Source organism: Diplocloster modestus (genome assembly GCF_019042245.1).
GTDB lineage: Bacteria > Bacillota > Clostridia > Lachnospirales > Lachnospiraceae > Diplocloster > Diplocloster modestus.
In genome coordinates, this window is sequence record NZ_JAHQCX010000009.1 from 185,363 (window position 1) to 203,034 (window position 17,672).

The 17,672-nt window shown below is 47.6% G+C and carries 14 protein-coding genes; 4 read left to right on the forward strand and 10 right to left on the reverse strand.

Annotated elements, in window-relative coordinates:
* Window positions 1-5 precede the first annotated feature (5 nt).
* A complete protein-coding gene (gene dtd / locus KTH90_RS14515) occupies window positions 6-443 on the reverse strand; it encodes a D-aminoacyl-tRNA deacylase (protein ID WP_158353980.1) in 438 nt (145 codons plus the stop codon).
* The gene (locus tag KTH90_RS14520) at window positions 440-1,738 is read right to left on the reverse strand and encodes an AI-2E family transporter (RefSeq protein ID WP_158353981.1); all 1,299 of its coding nucleotides are present in this window, start codon (window positions 1,736-1,738) and stop codon (window positions 440-442) included. The genes dtd and KTH90_RS14520 overlap by 4 nt, the downstream gene beginning before the upstream one ends.
* 252 nt (window positions 1,739-1,990) lie before the next feature.
* On the opposite strand from KTH90_RS14520, the gene KTH90_RS14525 reads away from it, so the two are divergent.
* Window positions 1,991-2,755: a tRNA lysidine(34) synthetase gene (locus KTH90_RS14525; RefSeq protein ID WP_158353982.1), complete on the forward strand. Its 765-nt coding sequence runs from the start codon at window positions 1,991-1,993 to the stop codon at window positions 2,753-2,755.
* Window positions 2,756-2,799: 44 nt separating this feature from the next.
* The gene (locus KTH90_RS14530) at window positions 2,800-3,141 is read left to right on the forward strand and encodes a cupin domain-containing protein (RefSeq protein WP_158353983.1); all 342 of its coding nucleotides are present in this window, start codon (window positions 2,800-2,802) and stop codon (window positions 3,139-3,141) included.
* 96 nt (window positions 3,142-3,237) lie between these two features.
* On the opposite strand, the gene KTH90_RS14535 is transcribed toward KTH90_RS14530, so the two are convergent.
* The gene (locus tag KTH90_RS14535; protein ID WP_158353984.1) at window positions 3,238-4,476 is read right to left on the reverse strand and encodes a 6-phosphofructokinase; all 1,239 of its coding nucleotides are present in this window, start codon (window positions 4,474-4,476) and stop codon (window positions 3,238-3,240) included.
* A 351-nt stretch (window positions 4,477-4,827) separates the two neighbouring features.
* Between KTH90_RS14535 and KTH90_RS14540 the strand changes: the two genes are divergently transcribed.
* Both KTH90_RS14540 and KTH90_RS14545 read left to right on the forward strand, forming a co-directional pair.
* Complete coding sequence (locus KTH90_RS14540; protein WP_158353985.1) at window positions 4,828-5,382, forward strand: ECF transporter S component; 555 nt, start codon at window positions 4,828-4,830, stop codon at window positions 5,380-5,382.
* A gap of 52 nt (window positions 5,383-5,434) precedes the next feature.
* The gene (locus KTH90_RS14545; protein ID WP_158353986.1) at window positions 5,435-6,601 is read left to right on the forward strand and encodes a nucleoside/nucleotide kinase family protein; all 1,167 of its coding nucleotides are present in this window, start codon (window positions 5,435-5,437) and stop codon (window positions 6,599-6,601) included.
* Here KTH90_RS14545 and KTH90_RS14550 read toward each other — a convergent pair.
* The 7 genes from KTH90_RS14550 to KTH90_RS14580 form a co-directional block, all read right to left on the reverse strand.
* Window positions 6,589-6,999: a DUF3842 family protein gene (locus KTH90_RS14550; protein ID WP_238726980.1), complete on the reverse strand. Its 411-nt coding sequence runs from the start codon at window positions 6,997-6,999 to the stop codon at window positions 6,589-6,591. The two genes, KTH90_RS14545 and KTH90_RS14550, sit on opposite strands and share 13 nt — an antisense overlap.
* 56 nt (window positions 7,000-7,055) lie before the next feature.
* Window positions 7,056-8,300: an adenosylhomocysteinase gene (locus KTH90_RS14555; protein WP_158353988.1), complete on the reverse strand. Its 1,245-nt coding sequence runs from the start codon at window positions 8,298-8,300 to the stop codon at window positions 7,056-7,058.
* 157 nt (window positions 8,301-8,457) lie between these two features.
* Window positions 8,458-9,366, reverse strand: coding sequence for a mechanosensitive ion channel family protein (locus KTH90_RS14560; protein WP_158353989.1), 909 nt, complete (start codon window positions 9,364-9,366; stop codon window positions 8,458-8,460).
* Window positions 9,367-9,544: 178 nt separating this feature from the next.
* Complete coding sequence (gene glgB, locus KTH90_RS14565) at window positions 9,545-12,136, reverse strand: 1,4-alpha-glucan branching protein GlgB (protein ID WP_238726981.1); 2,592 nt, start codon at window positions 12,134-12,136, stop codon at window positions 9,545-9,547.
* A gap of 332 nt (window positions 12,137-12,468) precedes the next feature.
* The gene (locus tag KTH90_RS14570; RefSeq protein ID WP_238726982.1) at window positions 12,469-13,740 is read right to left on the reverse strand and encodes a glycosyl hydrolase family 18 protein; all 1,272 of its coding nucleotides are present in this window, start codon (window positions 13,738-13,740) and stop codon (window positions 12,469-12,471) included.
* 91 nt (window positions 13,741-13,831) lie between these two features.
* Window positions 13,832-14,773, reverse strand: coding sequence for a hypothetical protein (locus tag KTH90_RS14575; protein WP_238726983.1), 942 nt, complete (start codon window positions 14,771-14,773; stop codon window positions 13,832-13,834).
* Between the two features lie 79 nt (window positions 14,774-14,852).
* A complete protein-coding gene (locus KTH90_RS14580; protein WP_238726984.1) occupies window positions 14,853-17,129 on the reverse strand; it encodes a bifunctional diguanylate cyclase/phosphodiesterase in 2,277 nt (758 codons plus the stop codon).
* Between the last annotated feature and the right edge of the window lie 543 nt (window positions 17,130-17,672).

Sequence of the window (17,672 nt, forward strand, 5' to 3'; positions counted from 1 at the left end):
GTAAACTAATTTTCCAAAATTATGGTAAAAGGTCCGTCATTCGTAAGCTGAACCTTCATATCCGCTCCGAAAATGCCATGTTCTACCCTCTCCACCTCTTTGCTGCACTGGGATATCATATATTCATACAACTGCTCCGCCAGCGCAGGGCTGCCGGCGCCGGTGAAACTGGGCCGGTTCCCTTTCCGGCAGTCGGCGTACAGCGTGAACTGGGAGACAATCAGCAGTCCGCCGGCCACATCTTTCAGGGAAAGGTTCGTTTTTCCATACCCATCCTCGAAGATCCGCAGTTTGATTATTTTCTGAACCAGCTTGTCCACGTCTTCTTTGGTATCCCTGTCCGAAACGCCTGCCAGCACCAGCAATCCTCTGCCGATCTGCCCGGTGGTTTCACCGTCAACCTGCACCGACGCCTGGCTTACTCGTTGAATCACCAATCTCATTTCTTATCTGCCTCCTTTTCCTGTATGTTGTTCTTTCTCAAATGTCCGGCAGGCTCCTGCGGATATTCAAACTCTTTTGTCACCACATCCACAGCCTGCAGCTTCAGATAGACATCGGTATCTGTAGGCAGATTCTTAGCGCTTAAGGACCTGTTCACCAGAGCTTTCGCACCGGCATACAGCACCGCGAACAGGGGAACGCCCACGAACATTCCAACGATCCCAAACAGCCCGCCCCCCAGCAGAATGGATACCAGCACCCAGAAGCTGGAGAGCCCGGTGGAGCCTCCCAGGATTTTGGGCCCCAGAATATTCCCGTCGAATTGCTGCAGTACGATGATGAAGATAATAAAATATACACACTGCATGGGATCTGCCATCAGGATCAAAAGTGCGCTGGGAACCGCCCCAATGTAAGGCCCAAAAAAGGGAATGATATTGGTAACCCCAACAATCACACTGACCAGCATCCCGTAGGGCGCGCCTACGATTTTTGTGTAAATAAAGCATAAAATACCTATAATGAGGGAATCGATTAATTTTCCACTGATAAATCCTCCGAAAGTCTTATTGGTAAATCTGAGGTTTGAGAGCAGCAGGTTTGCTTTCTGGGGTCTCAACAGGGAAAATAAAAGTTTTTTACTTTGCGCCGCGAAGGTTTCTTTGCTGGCCAGGATATAGATGGATACGATAAAGCCGATAAACAGGTTCTTAAGCACGACCACTACATCCACCACACCCAGGGAAATCTGAAGCAGCAGTGTATTCACTGACGGCAGCAGCACATTCGTCATCCAGTTTTGTAGGTCCTGTGTGGCATTCTCCAGCACATTACTGATCACCTGCTCCAGATCCGGGTTATTCCTCAGCAGCTCCAGCGCCCATTCCTCCATATCGTGTAAAGTATTCGGCAGCCCCATAATTATGGTGGCGATACTTGCCACGACCTGGGGAACGACCATATAGAGCAGGCCGAAAAGACCGACGACCACCAGGATCAATGCCAGCAGGATATAAAAGAAGCGAAAGAATTTACGAAGCTTCCGGGAGGGATCCCCATGCTTTCTCTGGTAGACGGCAAAGGTATGCCTCTCCCAGAAGTTGATAATCGGGGTCAGCAGATAGGCAAGGATCGCCCCGTAAATGACCGGCATTAAGATATTGACCACTTTCATTATCCCTGCATGAATATTATCCCCGTGAAACATAAAATAGTAAAAAATAAGAATGGCAGCAGCGGTAAGAAATGCCGTTATGCCCCATTGCAGATACTTCTTGTCCCATTTGAATTTCATATTTCCCTCCAGCGGCGTGTTTTCCGTGCCCTAAATTCTACGGAAATAGCTTCACTGAACCTGTTTCCGCAGTCGTTCTCTGTCAAATTATCCTTTCAAATTATACCACACTCTCCATAAAAAATCAGAATTAATACTCCGATTCTGTCAGAAAAACAGTTTCTGAATCCGGCAACTCATGCTATAATGTCAAAGGAAAATGGTATCTGTGAAATTAATGGCGCAGCGTACGCGCCACTGGAGGAAATAGGAATGAAATTACAACAGCTTTTGAGTTACACCAGAAAGGCCGTGGATGACTATCAGATGATCGAAGATGGAGATAAAATCGCCGTTGGGATATCCGGCGGAAAGGACAGCCTGACGATGCTCTATGCGCTGCACGGGCTGATGCGTTTCTATCCCAGGAAGTTTACCATAGAGGCGGTTACCGTGCACCTGGGATACAAAGAATTCGACGTGGAGCCCGTGCGGGCACTCTGCCGGGAGCTGGGCGTCCACTATACCGTGGTCGATACCCAGATCGCCAAAATCATCTTTGAGGACCGAAAAGAACCCAACCCCTGCGCCCTGTGCGCAAAAATGCGGAAAGGTGCTTTCAATACAAAAGCGAAGGAATTAGGGTGTAATAAAGTCGCCTATGCCCATCACAAAGACGATATAATAGAAACCATGCTGCTCTCCCTGATTTTTGAAGGCAGGTTTTATTCCTTTTCTCCCAAAACCTACCTGGACCGCATGGATGTAACAGTGATCCGACCGCTGATGTATGTAAATGAGGCGGATGTAATCGGCTTTCAGAACAAGTATCAGCTGCCAGTGGCGAAAAGCCGCTGTCCCATCGATGGTTTTACGAAACGGGAATACGCGAAAAACCTGGTCAGGCAGTTAAACTTCGAGCATCCGGGCGCCAGGGAGCGAATGTTCCGCGCTATCTTAAACGGCCGGATCCCAGGCTGGCCCGATCGTTTGGATTCCAGCACATTGCAAAAAGTCGACAACCCGTCCGGGCTGTGATAAAATAGCAAATAACCGGATCAAATATAAAGGAGGTTTCTGTCATGTCTAACAGAATCGAAAAAAGAGAAGGTATGCGCGGAGGTAACGGTACGGTAGTGATTGAGCACATTCTGGATGATGCACAGATGAATGGTATGTGCAGGTTGTATGCGAAGATTACTCTTGCGAAAGGATGTTCCATAGGCTACCATGAGCATATGGGAGAAAGCGAGACCTTTCACTTCCTGACCGGAAACGGCATTTACACGGATAACGGTAACGAACGCAGTGTAACTGCCGGTGATACTACATATACGCCCACCGGTAACGGTCATGGGATCGCGAATGCCGGCGAGGAGGATCTGGTATTTATGGCGCTGATCATCAATGATGAAAAGAAATAATTAAATACTGCAGTTTAAAGGCCCCAGTGATTGCCTTGGCAATCACCGGGGCCTTTATTTATTTCATAGGTAAGTGCTCCGTTACCATTCTGCCCATTACCATTTATTATTATGAAACAGATGTCTGGGAAGTCCTTCTACCATAACAGGCGGATAATCTCCCTGAATCAATGGTCTGACATAGTCCAGAAATTCTTCGGTCACATACGTGCCCTCTTTATTGATCCATTTCCTGGCCACCAGTTTTTCCACATTGGAAACTTTATGGACATTCTTGACCGCTGTAGCGCACTGGTATGGGTCGTCGGAAACCCGCTCCAGGATCACCATTACCCCTGTTTCGCCTTCGTCCGCAGCCTTCACCGCGGCTCCGCCGACCTGGAACGCCTCGTTGATATCCACCCGGGACGCCAGATGGGACGCACTTCTTTGCAGGGTACTCAGTTCTATGGCGCGGCTCTTACAGCCGAATTCTGCAGCCAGCATACTGGCCAGGTAGCTGGCCGTTCCGGTCAGCTGCTTATGTCCGAAAGGATCTACGGAATCGATGCCTTCCGAAAGTTCGCACACATAGCGGCCGTCCGCCACTTTAATCCCTTCGGATACGGCAACCACCACACATTTCTTTTTCTCCAGCAGCTCTCCGACTTTTTTCTTAAATTTGTCCACATCGAAGGTCAGCTCCGGAAGGTATATCAAATCCGGCCCGTCGCAGTCCTCACTTCTGGCCAGAGCCGCCGCCCCGGTCAGCCATCCGGCATTACGTCCCATAATCTCCAGGATGATAACCTGTTCTTTGTCATAGGTCAATGCCAGCCCGTCCCGGATTACCTCTTTTGTGGAGGTACCGATATATTTCGCCGCACTTCCATATCCGGGCGTGTGATCTGTGAGAGCCAGGTCGTTATCTACGGTTTTGGGCACTCCCACGAACTTACAATCGTGTCCGGTTACGATCGCATAGTCGGATAATTTCTTGATCGTATCCATGGAATCATTGCCGCCCACATAGATGAATGCTTCAATCTCCAGCTTATCCAGTATTCTGAAGATCTTCTCGTAAATATCGCGATCTTCATGGATCTCCGGCAATTTGAATCTACAGGATCCCAGATACGCGGATGGGGTTCTCTTTAGCAGCTCCACATCCAGGTCATTACGGATGTGATCACTCAGATCCACATATTTTTCATCGAGAAAGCCCTGAATGCCATGCAACATTCCGTACACTTTCCTGGCCCCTCTGTCGATCGCCGTTCGATATACACCGGCGATACTGGAATTGATTACCGCAGTCGGCCCTCCGGACTGTCCTACAATTACATTACCTTTCATGATGCCCGCCTCCATTTCAAAATATACTGTTTTCATTATATCAGAGCTATGCATGTTGTACAATTTATTTTTTTAATTTCAGCCATTTATTGTGAGTTTTTAATCTCGTTTCTTTAAAATATCCGATTACAGTGGAATGCAGAATATATCATTTGACTGGAATGTTCTTCCAGAGTATAATAAAAAATGAAAATGCCATGAAGGCGTAGTTTTGCAGTTCTCATTTATCTGATCGGAACTCAGGAAGACATTCTAATTACCATGAAGGTATCTGCTTCTCATTCTTGAGAGGTATTTTTGTGTTTCTATTCAGGAATCACCTCTTAAAGCTTACCCAAAGGAGACGAAATTATGAAAACCAATTATTTTTCGACCAAGAATTTGGTATTTGCAGGGGTCTTTATCGCATTAGGAATTGTCTTACCATTCTTTACCGGTCAGATTCCACAGATCGGAAGTATGCTGCTTCCCATGCATATTCCGGTATTGTTATGCGGCTTTGTCTGCGGCTGGCCGTTAGGGCTTATTGTAGGATTCGTAACTCCGCTTCTGCGAAGCGCGTTATTTGGCATGCCGCCTCTATTTCCTACGGCATTGGCTATGGCTTTTGAACTGGCCGCTTATGGCGCTCTCTCCGGCCTGTTTTCCAGAAAACTGCCCAAGAAGGTGTCAACTGTTTATCTGTCCCTGATTTTATCTATGATCGGCGGAAGAATTGTATGGGGAATCGTAAGTATGATTCTGTCAACAATGGCCGGTACACTCTTTACGTGGCAGATCTTCGCCGGCGGTGCTGTTCTAAATGCGATTCCCGGTATTATCCTGCAGCTGGTCGTGATCCCTCCGGTCGTACTGGCATTGAAACGGGCTCACTTTTTTTCCAGCGATGAGCCTGTGGGGATATAACACCCTCATCCTTCCGCTATATTACACAAACTGAACGAAAAGGAAGAACCTTATGGCTGACCATCATGAACTCTCAAATATTTTAATCCGGCAATACCGAAATTATCCATGTCTGGAGCTGCAGGATCTGATAAAGCTTATATATCAGAACGAATTCGGCGGCGGACACATGATTCAAAACGAGTCGGAAGCCTTTGTCCGTCTGAAAAAAGAGTGGGAACAAAATCATAAGTCCGGTGCTCCAAAACCCATGTCGGCCGGTGCTGCTGATACCAGTCAGGATACCGGCCACGGGTATTATGAATCCATCGGGAACGGCTTGTGCAGGCTTTATCTAAATGAACAGATACCAGTAACGCTGCTGAGCTGTATCCATCGTATGTTCTGTCGGACAGCAAATACTGTAAATGGCTCTATCTCTTCTTTTGAAGAAAAATGCCTGGTGCTTCAGCATTGCTGCAGCCGGGGTGATCTTCCTTTCTCCGAAGACGAATATCACAGCTATATGAATACCTATCGAGAGATGGGTTATCCGGTACTCAGCCATAGCACTGTCTATCACGCCGCCTATCGGCCCGCTTACCGGATCGTCTATGAGGTTTACGGCTACTATCTGTCTGTCATCGGGCGTATTGCAAAGCTGCTATCGGAACAGGAATATGTGACTGTTGTCATCGATGGCCGGTGTGCTTCTGGTAAATCCACTCTGGCCGAATTGTTAAGCTCTGTTTTTGATGCCGCGGTGATTCATATGGACGACTTCTTTTTACAGGCACAGCAGCGCACAGAAAAACGCCTGGAAGAACCAGGCGGGAATATAGACTATGAACGTTTTTATGCGGAGACAGCCGAAGGACTACTCTGCCACCGGGAATTTACATATCAAAAATTTCAGTGTGCCACAATGACACTGGAGGATTACATAAAAGTTCCATTAAAGCCCCTGCGGATCGTTGAAGGCGCTTACAGCCTGCATCCCGGCTGCTGCTTAAAACCGGATTTTAAAATCTTCCTGGATGTTTCTAAGGATGCACAAAGCCGGTGCATTCTGCAAAGAAACGGACCGCATATGCACCGGCGCTTTTTACAGGAATGGATTCCTATGGAGAACCGATATTTTGAATATTATGGAATCAAAGAAGACTGTCATATGGTCCTGGATAATTCAGAAGTGATATCCGTAAACCAGGATAATCATACAAAATTTCAGTTTTTATAGTCCAAAATTATGGCCGCCACTTCTTCTACATAGGCGGCCAGAGGTTTGCCTGCAACGCCTGCCACTCTGAGAGAGCACTGAGAGATGGGAACCAGAACCTTTAACGCCTGCGAAGAGGAAACTGCCTGAGCCATGTCCGGGGTAATCTCTCCATACATTGCGTTGGCCAGAAGAATCCCCATAGGCCCAGTTATCACATCCGCCCTGGCTGCGTTGAAAATCACCGCGTTCTCACCGGTAGCGCCGGCCATGGCGCCGGCTTTGAGCATGGCTGAAGTCGCCAGCGCATTCGTTCCCACAGCGATAATCTCCGTCTCCGGGGAAGCCGCTTCCTTTAATTTTCCTACCAGGCTGCTGCCGATACCGCCGCCCTGGCCGTCTATTACCACAATCCGCATTTTAAATCTCCCTATATAGGGCAGCACTCTATGCTGTCCGCACTGCCAGTTCTTCGTCAGACTGTAGAACTATTCAGGTAAGCAACCTGCTCCGATGTCAGGTTGTCGATCTTTTTCCCCATATAATTCAGCTTTCTGGCGGCAACCTCCTCATCCACTTCCCTGGGAACCTGTATGATTTTCTCTGTCAGGTTACCGGCATGTTCCACCAGGTACTTCGCACTCAGAGCCTGGATTGCAAAACTCATATCCATAATTTCCGCCGGATGCCCATCCCCGCAGGCCAGATTCACTAATCTCCCCTCGCCCAGAACATAGATCCAGCGTTCATCGTCTATACGGTAACCCATGATATTTTTACGCTCTTCCCGGGATTCCAGCGCGATCTCTTTCAGACCCTTCACGTCCACTTCCACATCAAAATGTCCGGCGTTGGAAAGGATCGCTCCATTTTTCATCACCCGGAAGTCTTCCTCTGTAATGACACTGCTGCACCCTGTTACGGTCACGAAGAAATCACCAAAAGCGGCGGCTTCCTTCATCGGCATCACATCAAAACCATCCATCACCGCCTCGATGGCCTTCACCGGATTGACCTCCGTGACGATTACCTGTGCCCCGAGTCCCTTGGCGCGCATGGCCACCCCTTTTCCGCACCAGCCATAACCGGCTACTACTACCACCTTGCCTGCCACGATCAGATTCGTCGTCCTCATGATGCCATCCCATACAGACTGGCCGGTACCATACCGGTTATCAAAGAAATGCTTACATTCCGCATTGTTGACCAGCACCATAGGGAATTTTAATTCCCCTGCCTTTTCCATCGCGATCAAGCGGATAATTCCGGTAGTGGTCTCTTCACATCCGCCGATCACATGGCAGATCTTGTCCTGGTACTTGGTATGCAGCATATGGACCAGGTCCCCGCCATCATCGATAATAATGTTGGTATCATGCTCTAAGACGGAGCTGATATGTCGGTTATATTCTTCATCTGTAGCACCATACCAGGCGTAAACATTCAGCCCGCACTCCACCAGGGCGGCAGCTATATCATCCTGTGTGGATAAGGGATTACTGCCGGTAATGTACATCTCGGCCCCTCCAGCAGCCAGCACCTTACACAGATAGGCCGTCTTGGCCTCCAGATGAATGGACAAAGCGATCCGTTTGCCCGCAAAGGGCTTTTCTTTTTCAAATTCAATCTCCAGATTGCGCAGCAGCGGCATGTTCTTCTTTACCCATTCAATTTTTCTGGCACCGGATTCCGCCAGTGTGATATCTCTGATTTCGCTCACTTCATATTCCTCCTATTATTTCCAGTTTTGTAATCTATTTAATGCCTTATTTGAATTTTAATATTACGATCCATCCATTTAAGAATATTAGGTTTGTATAGAACTGCTAAGTGTTAGAGAAATTAAATCATGGATGATTTAGTTGCCAAATGGACAATTATTTTGCTTTCTTTGCGCTGACATTATCTTTGATATTGACATCCAGCTGGTTAAAGGGAATCTCAATATAATTCTCGTCAAACAATAGTTTAATGGTTTCCGTCATCCGCCAGCGAGTCGGCCAGTAATCATTCGTTTTCACCCAGCATCGCAGGCCCAGCTGCACGCAGCTGTCCGCAAGGCTGTCAACGAACACTTTTGTATCATCTTCCTCTAATACACAGCCATCCTGATCCATTATGTTCTGAAGCAGATCTTTTGCTTTTTTCAAATCCGCATCGTAGGCGATCCCCACCCGGATATCGATCTGACGTTTTTCCTGGGCGGTGACATTCGTCAGACTATTGTTCGATAGAATCCCGTTTGGGATAATCACCATCCGATTATCCACGGTCAGAAGCCGGGTATAAAACAGCTCGATCTTGTCTACGGTGCCCTCATAGGTTCCTTCTATGATATAGTCCCCCACTTTGAAGGGACGCAGCAGCAAGATCAGAACTCCTCCTGCAAAATTTGAAAGACTTCCCTGAAGGGCTAGACCAATAGCCAGGCCGGCCGATCCCACCAAAGCTACGATCGATGCCGTATCTGCTCCCAAATATCCAGCCAGGATAAAGATCAGCAGAAAATATAGAGCCGCCTTTACAAATGAGCCGACAAACTGAACGGCACCAACCTCAGATCCATGCTTCTCCATTGCTTTGCGGATCAGTTTCTGGATTAATTTGATTAGTCTGGTTCCAATGAAAAAAAGAACGACAGCGATGACGATTTTAATACCAAAATCGATCAGACCAGGTATCGAGTCTTTGACATATTTTACTAACCGGTTAACGTCCTCCGGCTGCAGATCCTTTAAGTCCGGCAGCTCTTCCGTACTGGTTGTCAGCAGTGCGAACAAATACATATATTCCTCCTGATTATCTATCGCATAAAATACGGGCGCGCTGACCGCGCCCGCAGATTGTCGATGGATTAAGAACAGCATTAGATTTCATTCGTTCTTCGGTTTCTTAGGTTCACAGGTTTCTTTTGGCTTCTCCTAATATGATTATTATTTAGTGAGAATTTCTTTAATCTCTTTCTTATTTGCTCTTTTCATTCGTGGTCTCATCCTTTGTGGGTTCAACCTTTGTAGTTTCTACCTTTTTAGGCTCGATCTTTGTGGTTTCTACTTTTTTAGGCTCAACCTTTTTCGTCTCCACTTTCTTCGTCTCCACTTTAGTAGTCTCGACTTTTTTTGGCTCAACCTTTTTCGTTTCCAATTTCTTAGGTTCAACCTTTTTTATTTCTGTCTTTAATGGTGCAGTTTCCACAGCCTCTGCTTTCGGCAATTCCAGCACAGGATCAGCGGCAGATAATTCCTCTTCCATAAATTTGGCTGCCAATTCGGCCTTCAGGTTCTTCTTCGCGGCTGGTGCGGCCGCCTTCGAGGGTTTGGACTTCGCCGCTTTGTTGGTACTGATTTTTTCTACGGCCTTTGTATACGTAAATATAGAAATACTAAGCGGCGCAACTTTGATCTTGATCGAGTTCGGACGATCGTCACACTCGTCTTTTCTGGACTGCTTCATACGGGAATTAACCGCGCCGGTTCCGCCGAACTGTGTACTGTCGCTGTTAAATATCTCCTTATATTTTCCCGCATAGGGAACCCCTATCTTATGGTCCTCATATTCCAATGCCGAGAAGTTGCACACAACCAGCAACGTCTCCTCCGCTTTCTTCGTATTTCTCGTAAATACCAGCATATTTTCATCTGCAGATATATTATTAATCCAGGTAAACCCTTTCGGATCATAATCCAGCTGATAAAGCGCAGGATATGTGCGGTACAGCGTCACCAAAGCCTTCACATAATTCTTCATATGAGAATGATCTTCGTATTCCAGCAGATCCCACTCCAGACTCTTCTCCTCGGACCACTCGGAAAACTGAGCCATATCCTGGCCCATAAAGAGCAGCTTCTTGCCAGGATGTGCCATCATGAAACCATAAGCAGCGCGCAGATTCGCGAACTTTGCCTCCCGCCCGCCGGGCATCTTCCCGATCATGGAACCTTTCCCGTGCACGACTTCATCGTGGGAAAGAGTCAGAATAAAATTCTCACTGTAAGCGTAAATCATACTGAACGTCAGTTCGCCATGATGTGCCCCTCTGAAGATCGGGTCATACCGCATATAGCCGATAAAGTCATTCATCCACCCCATGTTCCATTTGTAATCAAATCCCAGTCCATCCTCCTCCACGTCGCCGGTCACCATGGGCCAGGAGGTAGATTCTTCCGCGATCATAACAGCTCCAGACTTTTTGCCCTTGATCACGCTGTTCAGATGCTTAAACAGCTCCACGGCCTCCAGATTCTCATGTCCGCCGTAGATATTCGGCACCCATTCCCCTTCATTTTTACCGTAATCCAGATACAGCATGGAAGCCACCGCATCCATCCGGATTCCGTCGGCATGGAATTTATCAATCCAGAAGAGCGCATTGGAAATCAGGAAATTCTTGACCTCCGGGCGCCCATAATTATAAATCAATGTGCCCCAGTGCGGATGCGATCCCTTTCTGGGGTCCGAGTGCTCATACAGGCATGTCCCATCGAAGTTCGACATTCCCCAGGTATCTCTGGGAAAATGAGCCGGTACCCAGTCCAATATCACACCGATGTTCTGCTCATGCATGTAATCCATGAAGAACATAAAATCCTCCGGTGACCCATACCGGCTGGTCGGCGCATAATACCCGGTCACCTGATACCCCCAGGAAGCGTCCAGCGGATGCTCCATCACCGGCATCAGTTCGATATGCGTATATCCCATATCTTTCACATACTCTGCCACCATCGGAGCCAGTTCCCGGTAATTATAAAAATTCCTTCCGTCCTCCGGCTTTTGCCAGGAACCAAGATGCATTTCATAAATGAACATGGGCTCTCTGGATGTGTCCGCCTTTTTTCTGTTTTCCAGCCATTTATCATCTTTCCAGGTGAAATGATTCAAATCCGTGACTACAGAAGCAGTGTTGGGACGCAGTTCCGCCGCGTTCGCATAAGGATCCGCCTTAAGCACTACCAGTCCGGTTCTTGTTTTAATTTCAAATTTGTAGAGTTGTCCCACTCCCAGATCAGGAATGAACAGTTCAAAGATACCGGAATCCCACAGACGTCTCATCTGGTGTCTGCGTCCATCCCAGAGATTAAAGTCGCCCACCACGCTGACCCGCATGGCATTCGGCGCCCAAACTGAAAAATAAACGCCATCGGTTCCTTTTATATTCATGGGATGAGCTCCCATTTTCTCATAAATTTGATAGAGGATACCTGCGTTAAATTTTTTTGTCTCTTTTTCTGTAAATTGTGGGGCGAATCGGTAAGGATCTCCGATCTCCTGTACGGTTCCATTGTCATACGTTACTACGTATGTATATTCAGGAACAGACTTTCTTGGAAGCAGTACGGCAAAGAAGCCTTCTTCATCTGCCTGTTCCATTGGGTATTCACTGCCATTGTTTTTCAACTTAACGGTCACTTTTTCTGCTGTAGGAATAAATGTCTGTACCAATACTCCGGCGTCCACCACATGCGGCCCCAAAATATTGTGGGGATTGTCCTCTTCCGAATACACAATCGCTTCGATCGCGGCCCAATCCATTAAATCATACAATGTTTTATCCATGTTAACATCCTCCTAACGGGTTCCATATCCCGCCGTTTCACTGCAGGTGAAACGGTAATTCGGAATATTCTATGGTTTTATTCTATCATCAATGAAATTGAAACACAAGAATCTTCTATATTTTTTGACCATGCGTTCAATTTTTAGAGAAATAGGATACCGGAACGGGGAGGATGCGAGGACAGTACAGGCTGTCCGGTCAGGAATGGAACAAAGCCTGGTACAAACCATCCGGACAGGAACCGCTTATTGTCCCTGTCCTCCCCGCCCGTCCACAGCCCCGCCGCCCGTCCACAGCCCCGCGCCTGCACCAGGCCGAACGTTTCGCGTTCCTACTCCCTTCGTATAGAAAACCGGCTGTGAAGCAGCAGCCAGTTGGCCCGGAACGGCCGCATCAGATTCCAGTAACCCATTCCCCGGAAATTATATTCCTCGACCAGGGAAAACTTCGCAGAGATGCTGCGCATATCCTCGAACCAGACGACGTGGGTAACACCGGAATCCACGTAGTAAAAATACGGAGCCTGGGCCTCGGAGTCGAACTGGATCTCGACATCGTTCGCGGCTGCCAGAGCCACCGCTTCAGGGTTACCGATGGAAGCGGCCCGGGTGGTTCCCCGCTCAAAAGGAAGCGGCCAATCATAACCATAATTGGGAATACCCATGGATATCTTTTCCGGAGGGATTTCTGTAACGGCATAATCCAGGATTCTTCGCACACTTGGTATCGGAGCCACTGCCATAGGAGGACCGTAGGTATATCCCCACTCGTAGGTCATCAGAAATACCCAGTTCGCGTACTCGCCCAGAAGCCGGTAATCCATCCCCTCGTACAACACCCCGCGCTGTTCGGCGGAAGTCTTGGGGGCCAGGGCCACACTTACCCGGTAACCCTGTGCATTCATACGTTCGGTCAGATCCCGGATGAAGGCCGCATACCCCTCCCTGTCTTCCGGCAGAATGTACTCAAAGTCCACATCGACCCCCGCATATCCCTTTGCTTCCACCGTCTGCAAGATCTGGTCGATCAGGTTCTCCGCAACAGAAGGGTTTTCAACTACCTGGTTTACCAGATAATTGTTAAAACGCCCCTCGTAGATAGGGGTAAGTACCATAATCGGCGCCACCCCATAATTTAACGCCTCCTGGATCAGCCATTCGTCATCCGGAGCGATCAGATCCCCCAGCGTGTTAAATCCATAGGAAAATATCATCAGCTCACTTAGATATAACAGAGCCTCTCTCAGAATGTCTTCCCGTATGTATGGATAGGCATAGCCTCCCACTACAGCATCCCTGGTCCCTTTTTCCTCATAGCTGATCACGATGGCCTCCCCTGGGATGAGATAAGCCCTGGTGTCCAGATATGGATTATTCCGAAGAAGTGCCAGAACCGTAGTCCCGTAGTCTTCCGCGATTCCGTACAGGGATTCTCCTGCCTGTACGACATGAACAATTTCGGGTATGAGAATCAGAAGTGCCTGCCCCGGCACCAGGTCAACGGGATCCTCGATCTGATTGTCATAACGGACCCTCTCCTCGGATACCTGATAGCGTTCTGCGATGGAATACAGGGTTTCCCCCTCTGCGACAACATGTATCATAAAAATTAGCCCCTTTCCTTTCTATATCTAAGTATATTAAGAAAAGGGGCCTATTCAGAAGTACATCGTGAAACTGTTTTAAGAATCTGTTTTATTTGATATCTAATCCACTGTGATAGGAAAGATTGCCGATCCGGCGCAACAGTTCCTGTCTCCCAGGGCGGTCACTTCCAGGATATTCTTCCAGCAGCCTCAGAATCCGGACATAGCGCAGTTTGGCCTGCTCATACAGTTCCGCTACACTCTTTTTGGATTCCACCGTCAGATCCCATGGATTCCTCCAGCTCTCGTGATTCCTGTTACACAGCTTATCAGGATCCGGAACCTGACTCCCCTCGATCAGGGAGGAGACCAGCGGACAGCCGAAGAATGGTTTCTCCAGCTTTTGAATCAGCCATTTCTTAAGGCCTGTGTGATCCCGAAGAGCAGCTGTTCCCAGACGCATACTGTAGATCACAGTCATCATCGCCGGCAGCGGGAAACCCCGTTGATAAGTACGCAGAATCGCGTAACATAGCGCTTTTGCGATCCTGCGCTGCTCCTGGTAACCCAGGGCAATGGTGCGGTACCGGCGGAATTCCCTGGGGGATATTCCCTTCTGCTCCCGAAGATATAACAGGTCCAGATCAGATTCCATGGCAAAATGTTTGGCATAATAAGCTTTGCTCTGCTTTAGTCCCGGGTGAAAATCCGTGTAGGCATAGACATAAGGATGGAACACTGTGTCCAGGGAATAATGACCCAGCATACCGGCCGTATAGGCCAGAATCAGCTCGCGCTCATCCTCATCGGCAAGCTTCTCCTGATAGGTCATGAGATTCCGGAAAAAGAGATTTGCACCGCCGTCATGCATCATGGTCCCGATTTTCTCCTCTTTCAGATACATCGGCAGATAATAGAAAAAGATATCCGGCCCCTGTAACCCAAGAGAGAATGCGCAGGGATAATTCCTGGCGGCTCTTTTGATTCGGCCCTTTTCCAGGTCATGCAGGGTGTCCGTTCCGAACAGGTAATGTAATGTAAAAGCAGGCATAATTTCCTCCAGCGGCGCATGGTTGGCGTCATCTATAAATCAGGTTGATAAGTGTTAAGGAATCCATTCGCGGAATCGCTTATTCCGATTCTCCGCCAGAATTCCCGGAAAACGCAAACGCTTCAAAATCAGAGATAGTGATCGGCCTTGAAAATACATATCCCTGCACCATATGGCACTTGGCCTCCCTTAAGAATTCCACCTGGTGCATGGTTTCCACCCCCTCGGAGACGGTATCCATGTCCAGCTTTCTGGCCAGTTCGATAACATTCTCGATGACACATTTTCCCCGTTTGGCATTGCTTTTCTTTTCCTGGAAGAAGGCCCGGTCTAGCTTTAAGACATCCACCGGGACATCCTTTAACATATTCAGAGAGGAATACCCGCTTCCAAAATCATCCAGGGAACAGCGGAAGCCCATATCATGGATCTGCTCGATCACATGGATCAGGAATTCCAGATTTTCAAATACCACTGTCTCGGTCAATTCAATCTCCAGCAGCTGGGGCGGGATCTGATACCGCTCGTAGATCTTACGGAATTGATCCAGGAAATCCGGGTTTTTCAGGTGTACCCTGGACAGATTCACCGATATCGGAATCGGATCGATACCCTGGTCAATCCACCGGCGCAGCAAGCGGCAGACCTCCTCGAACACAAACAGATCCAATTTCACAATAAATCCGTTTTTCTCGAACACGGGTATGAATTCCCCCGGCTGCAGCAGCCCTTTCTCAGGATCCTGCCAGCGCACCAAAGCCTCTGCCCCGGAAACGGTATTTGTCTCGATATCCATCTTCGGCTGCAGGTAGACCACAAATTCCCGGTTTTCCAAAGCAGTCTGCATCCTGTTCGTAATCTCTTTCTCGCGGATCATCCGTACCCGCTCCATATCGGAATAAAAAACACAGGAGTAGAGTTTCGTCTCATTGATCTGCTTGTTATTTTTCCGGGCCACGTTGGCTCTGTCCTGCATCGTAATCATATGCAGCCCCTTTTCCCGGATCACATAGACCCCTGCATAAACCGGAAGAAAATACTTGTCTGTCAGATCCTCATTAAACACGTTGATCTCTTCCACCAGCTCCTTCAGCCAGCTTAGGAACTCTTCCTGCGGCCGGTTCTTCATCAGCACATCATAGGTATCTGCGGAGATCCTGGATACGATCTCACCGGGTTTAAGATGCCTTTGAATAACATCATGAACATATTTCAACGTTTTATTCCCCATGCTGCTGCCAAACGCATCATTGATCAGTTTGAATTTCTGTATATCCAAAGAAATCAGCGCATAGGTATCCGCCTCTGCCTTCTCGATCAGTCCCTGCGCTTCCATCTCAAATCTGGTCCGGTTCATCCCACCGGTCACAGGATCCACAAATGCGATATTTTCCAGCCGCCTGCGGTTTTTCTTCTGCATCTGGATTATGAGACAGATAAGACCGGCGAACAGCAGTACGATAGAGATATTGATGGCAATCGCCAGCAGGATAAACGAATTCCACTGATCTTCCGTCTCTTTTGTCGGAACCACAGACAACAGGTACCATCCCTCCCTGGCAAGCGGCTGATAGTTCATAACCTTATGTATCCCATCTTCCGACCTGTAATACAAGACGCCGGGCATTCCTCCCTCGATCTTATTTTGTATCCCGGTTACGGTATATCCGCGATCCAGCCTGCATTGCCGTTCCAGGGTTTGAAAAAGATTCGTCGGGTTCTTAACCGCATTTTTATTCTGGGAGTCTATGAGAAAAGAGCCATTTGCATCCACGATTTGCGTATATCCCTCCTGATTAAAGCTCCCCACATTCAATAGTTCCCGAAACTGTGCTGCGGACATGCTGGCTACAACCGCACCAACCACGCCATTGTCACCACTCATGGGTACACAATATAAGAAGATGTCTGAGCCATCTACCGGTGAACTGACACAGCCGGAAAGCGACTGTGCGCCGGTTAATGCACGCTGTACTGCCTGAACTTCCGAGAGATCCACCGAACCGCCGCTGCTTAACCGCATCAGTCCGTTCCGGTCCACGACCCCCAGCATTTCATCCGGTGTCTTATCCTGTACGAGCTTAAGATAGCTCAGCTGTTGATCCAGACTGTCCATACTGGCACAGGTAAGCGCCATAATATCCATCGTATAAAACACTGCGTCCAGTCTGTCGTTCAATACGTTTCCCACCTGCGAAGCCACTTCCCCCAGGTAACGATCAGATTCTACCTTCATATTCCGTTCCAGATTTTTTACATAGAACACACAGATACTCGCGACTAGTATCACAAGGATAATAAGCCCCGCAAATTCCAGTTTTAGTTTTTTATCATCCCGTAAATTTTCCATTTTCATCGTTATGTGCCATCCTTCTAATCCAATATATTCCGGGCGCTATAGAAAGCGTACCCTATTATATTACTGTAATCGACTGGAAAATACAAGAAATAACCATATTGCAGATGGATTTGAAGTTTTGTTGTACCCACTCTATCATCCGATCCTGATTTTCTTACATGGATAAAATAACATAATTTGATTAAAAAAACTGGGAAGAACCGGAAGCTTTCTGTTTTATTGATTTGTCCATCTTTTTGACCGGTTTATCCATCTTCAACTAACATATCATTATTTTGTTTAATCGTAATCCTTTCTAACGTTCGTGGAATCCTTGTATGATTTTATTTAAATGGATGTATTCTTCAATCGCAAAAAGCTCCCGGTTTACAATACACATCCTGTATTGTGATATGCTCCCTTTTAGGTAGACAAGTGAAATAATAAAAACTTGTTTCCTGAAAGGGGGTATTTTTTTGAGTAAAAAAGGTAAGTACCGCATAGAAGAAAAACTAAATGCTGTACAAGAATATTTAGATGATAAAGATAGTATGTGCTCCA

Excerpts from the sequence above, each read along its gene's own strand:
- dtd (WP_158353980.1), bottom strand. The coding sequence starts at position 443 with ATGAGATTGGTGATTCAACGAGTAAGCCAGGCGTCGGTGCAGGTTGAC.
- KTH90_RS14520 (WP_158353981.1), bottom strand. The coding sequence starts at position 1,738 with ATGAAATTCAAATGGGACAAGAAGTATCTGCAATGGGGCATAACGGCA.
- KTH90_RS14525 (WP_158353982.1), top strand. The coding sequence starts at position 1,991 with ATGAAATTACAACAGCTTTTGAGTTACACCAGAAAGGCCGTGGATGAC.
- KTH90_RS14530 (WP_158353983.1), top strand. The coding sequence starts at position 2,800 with ATGTCTAACAGAATCGAAAAAAGAGAAGGTATGCGCGGAGGTAACGGT.
- KTH90_RS14535 (WP_158353984.1), bottom strand. The coding sequence starts at position 4,476 with ATGAAAGGTAATGTAATTGTAGGACAGTCCGGAGGGCCGACTGCGGTA.
- KTH90_RS14540 (WP_158353985.1), top strand. The coding sequence starts at position 4,828 with ATGAAAACCAATTATTTTTCGACCAAGAATTTGGTATTTGCAGGGGTC.
- KTH90_RS14545 (WP_158353986.1), top strand. The coding sequence starts at position 5,435 with ATGGCTGACCATCATGAACTCTCAAATATTTTAATCCGGCAATACCGA.
- KTH90_RS14550 (WP_238726980.1), bottom strand. The coding sequence starts at position 6,999 with ATGCGGATTGTGGTAATAGACGGCCAGGGCGGCGGTATCGGCAGCAGC.
- KTH90_RS14560 (WP_158353989.1), bottom strand. The coding sequence starts at position 9,366 with ATGTATTTGTTCGCACTGCTGACAACCAGTACGGAAGAGCTGCCGGAC.
- glgB (WP_238726981.1), bottom strand. The coding sequence starts at position 12,136 with ATGGATAAAACATTGTATGATTTAATGGATTGGGCCGCGATCGAAGCG.
- KTH90_RS14570 (WP_238726982.1), bottom strand. The coding sequence starts at position 13,740 with ATGATACATGTTGTCGCAGAGGGGGAAACCCTGTATTCCATCGCAGAA.
- KTH90_RS14575 (WP_238726983.1), bottom strand. The coding sequence starts at position 14,773 with ATGCCTGCTTTTACATTACATTACCTGTTCGGAACGGACACCCTGCAT.
- KTH90_RS14580 (WP_238726984.1), bottom strand. The coding sequence starts at position 17,129 with ATGAAAATGGAAAATTTACGGGATGATAAAAAACTAAAACTGGAATTT.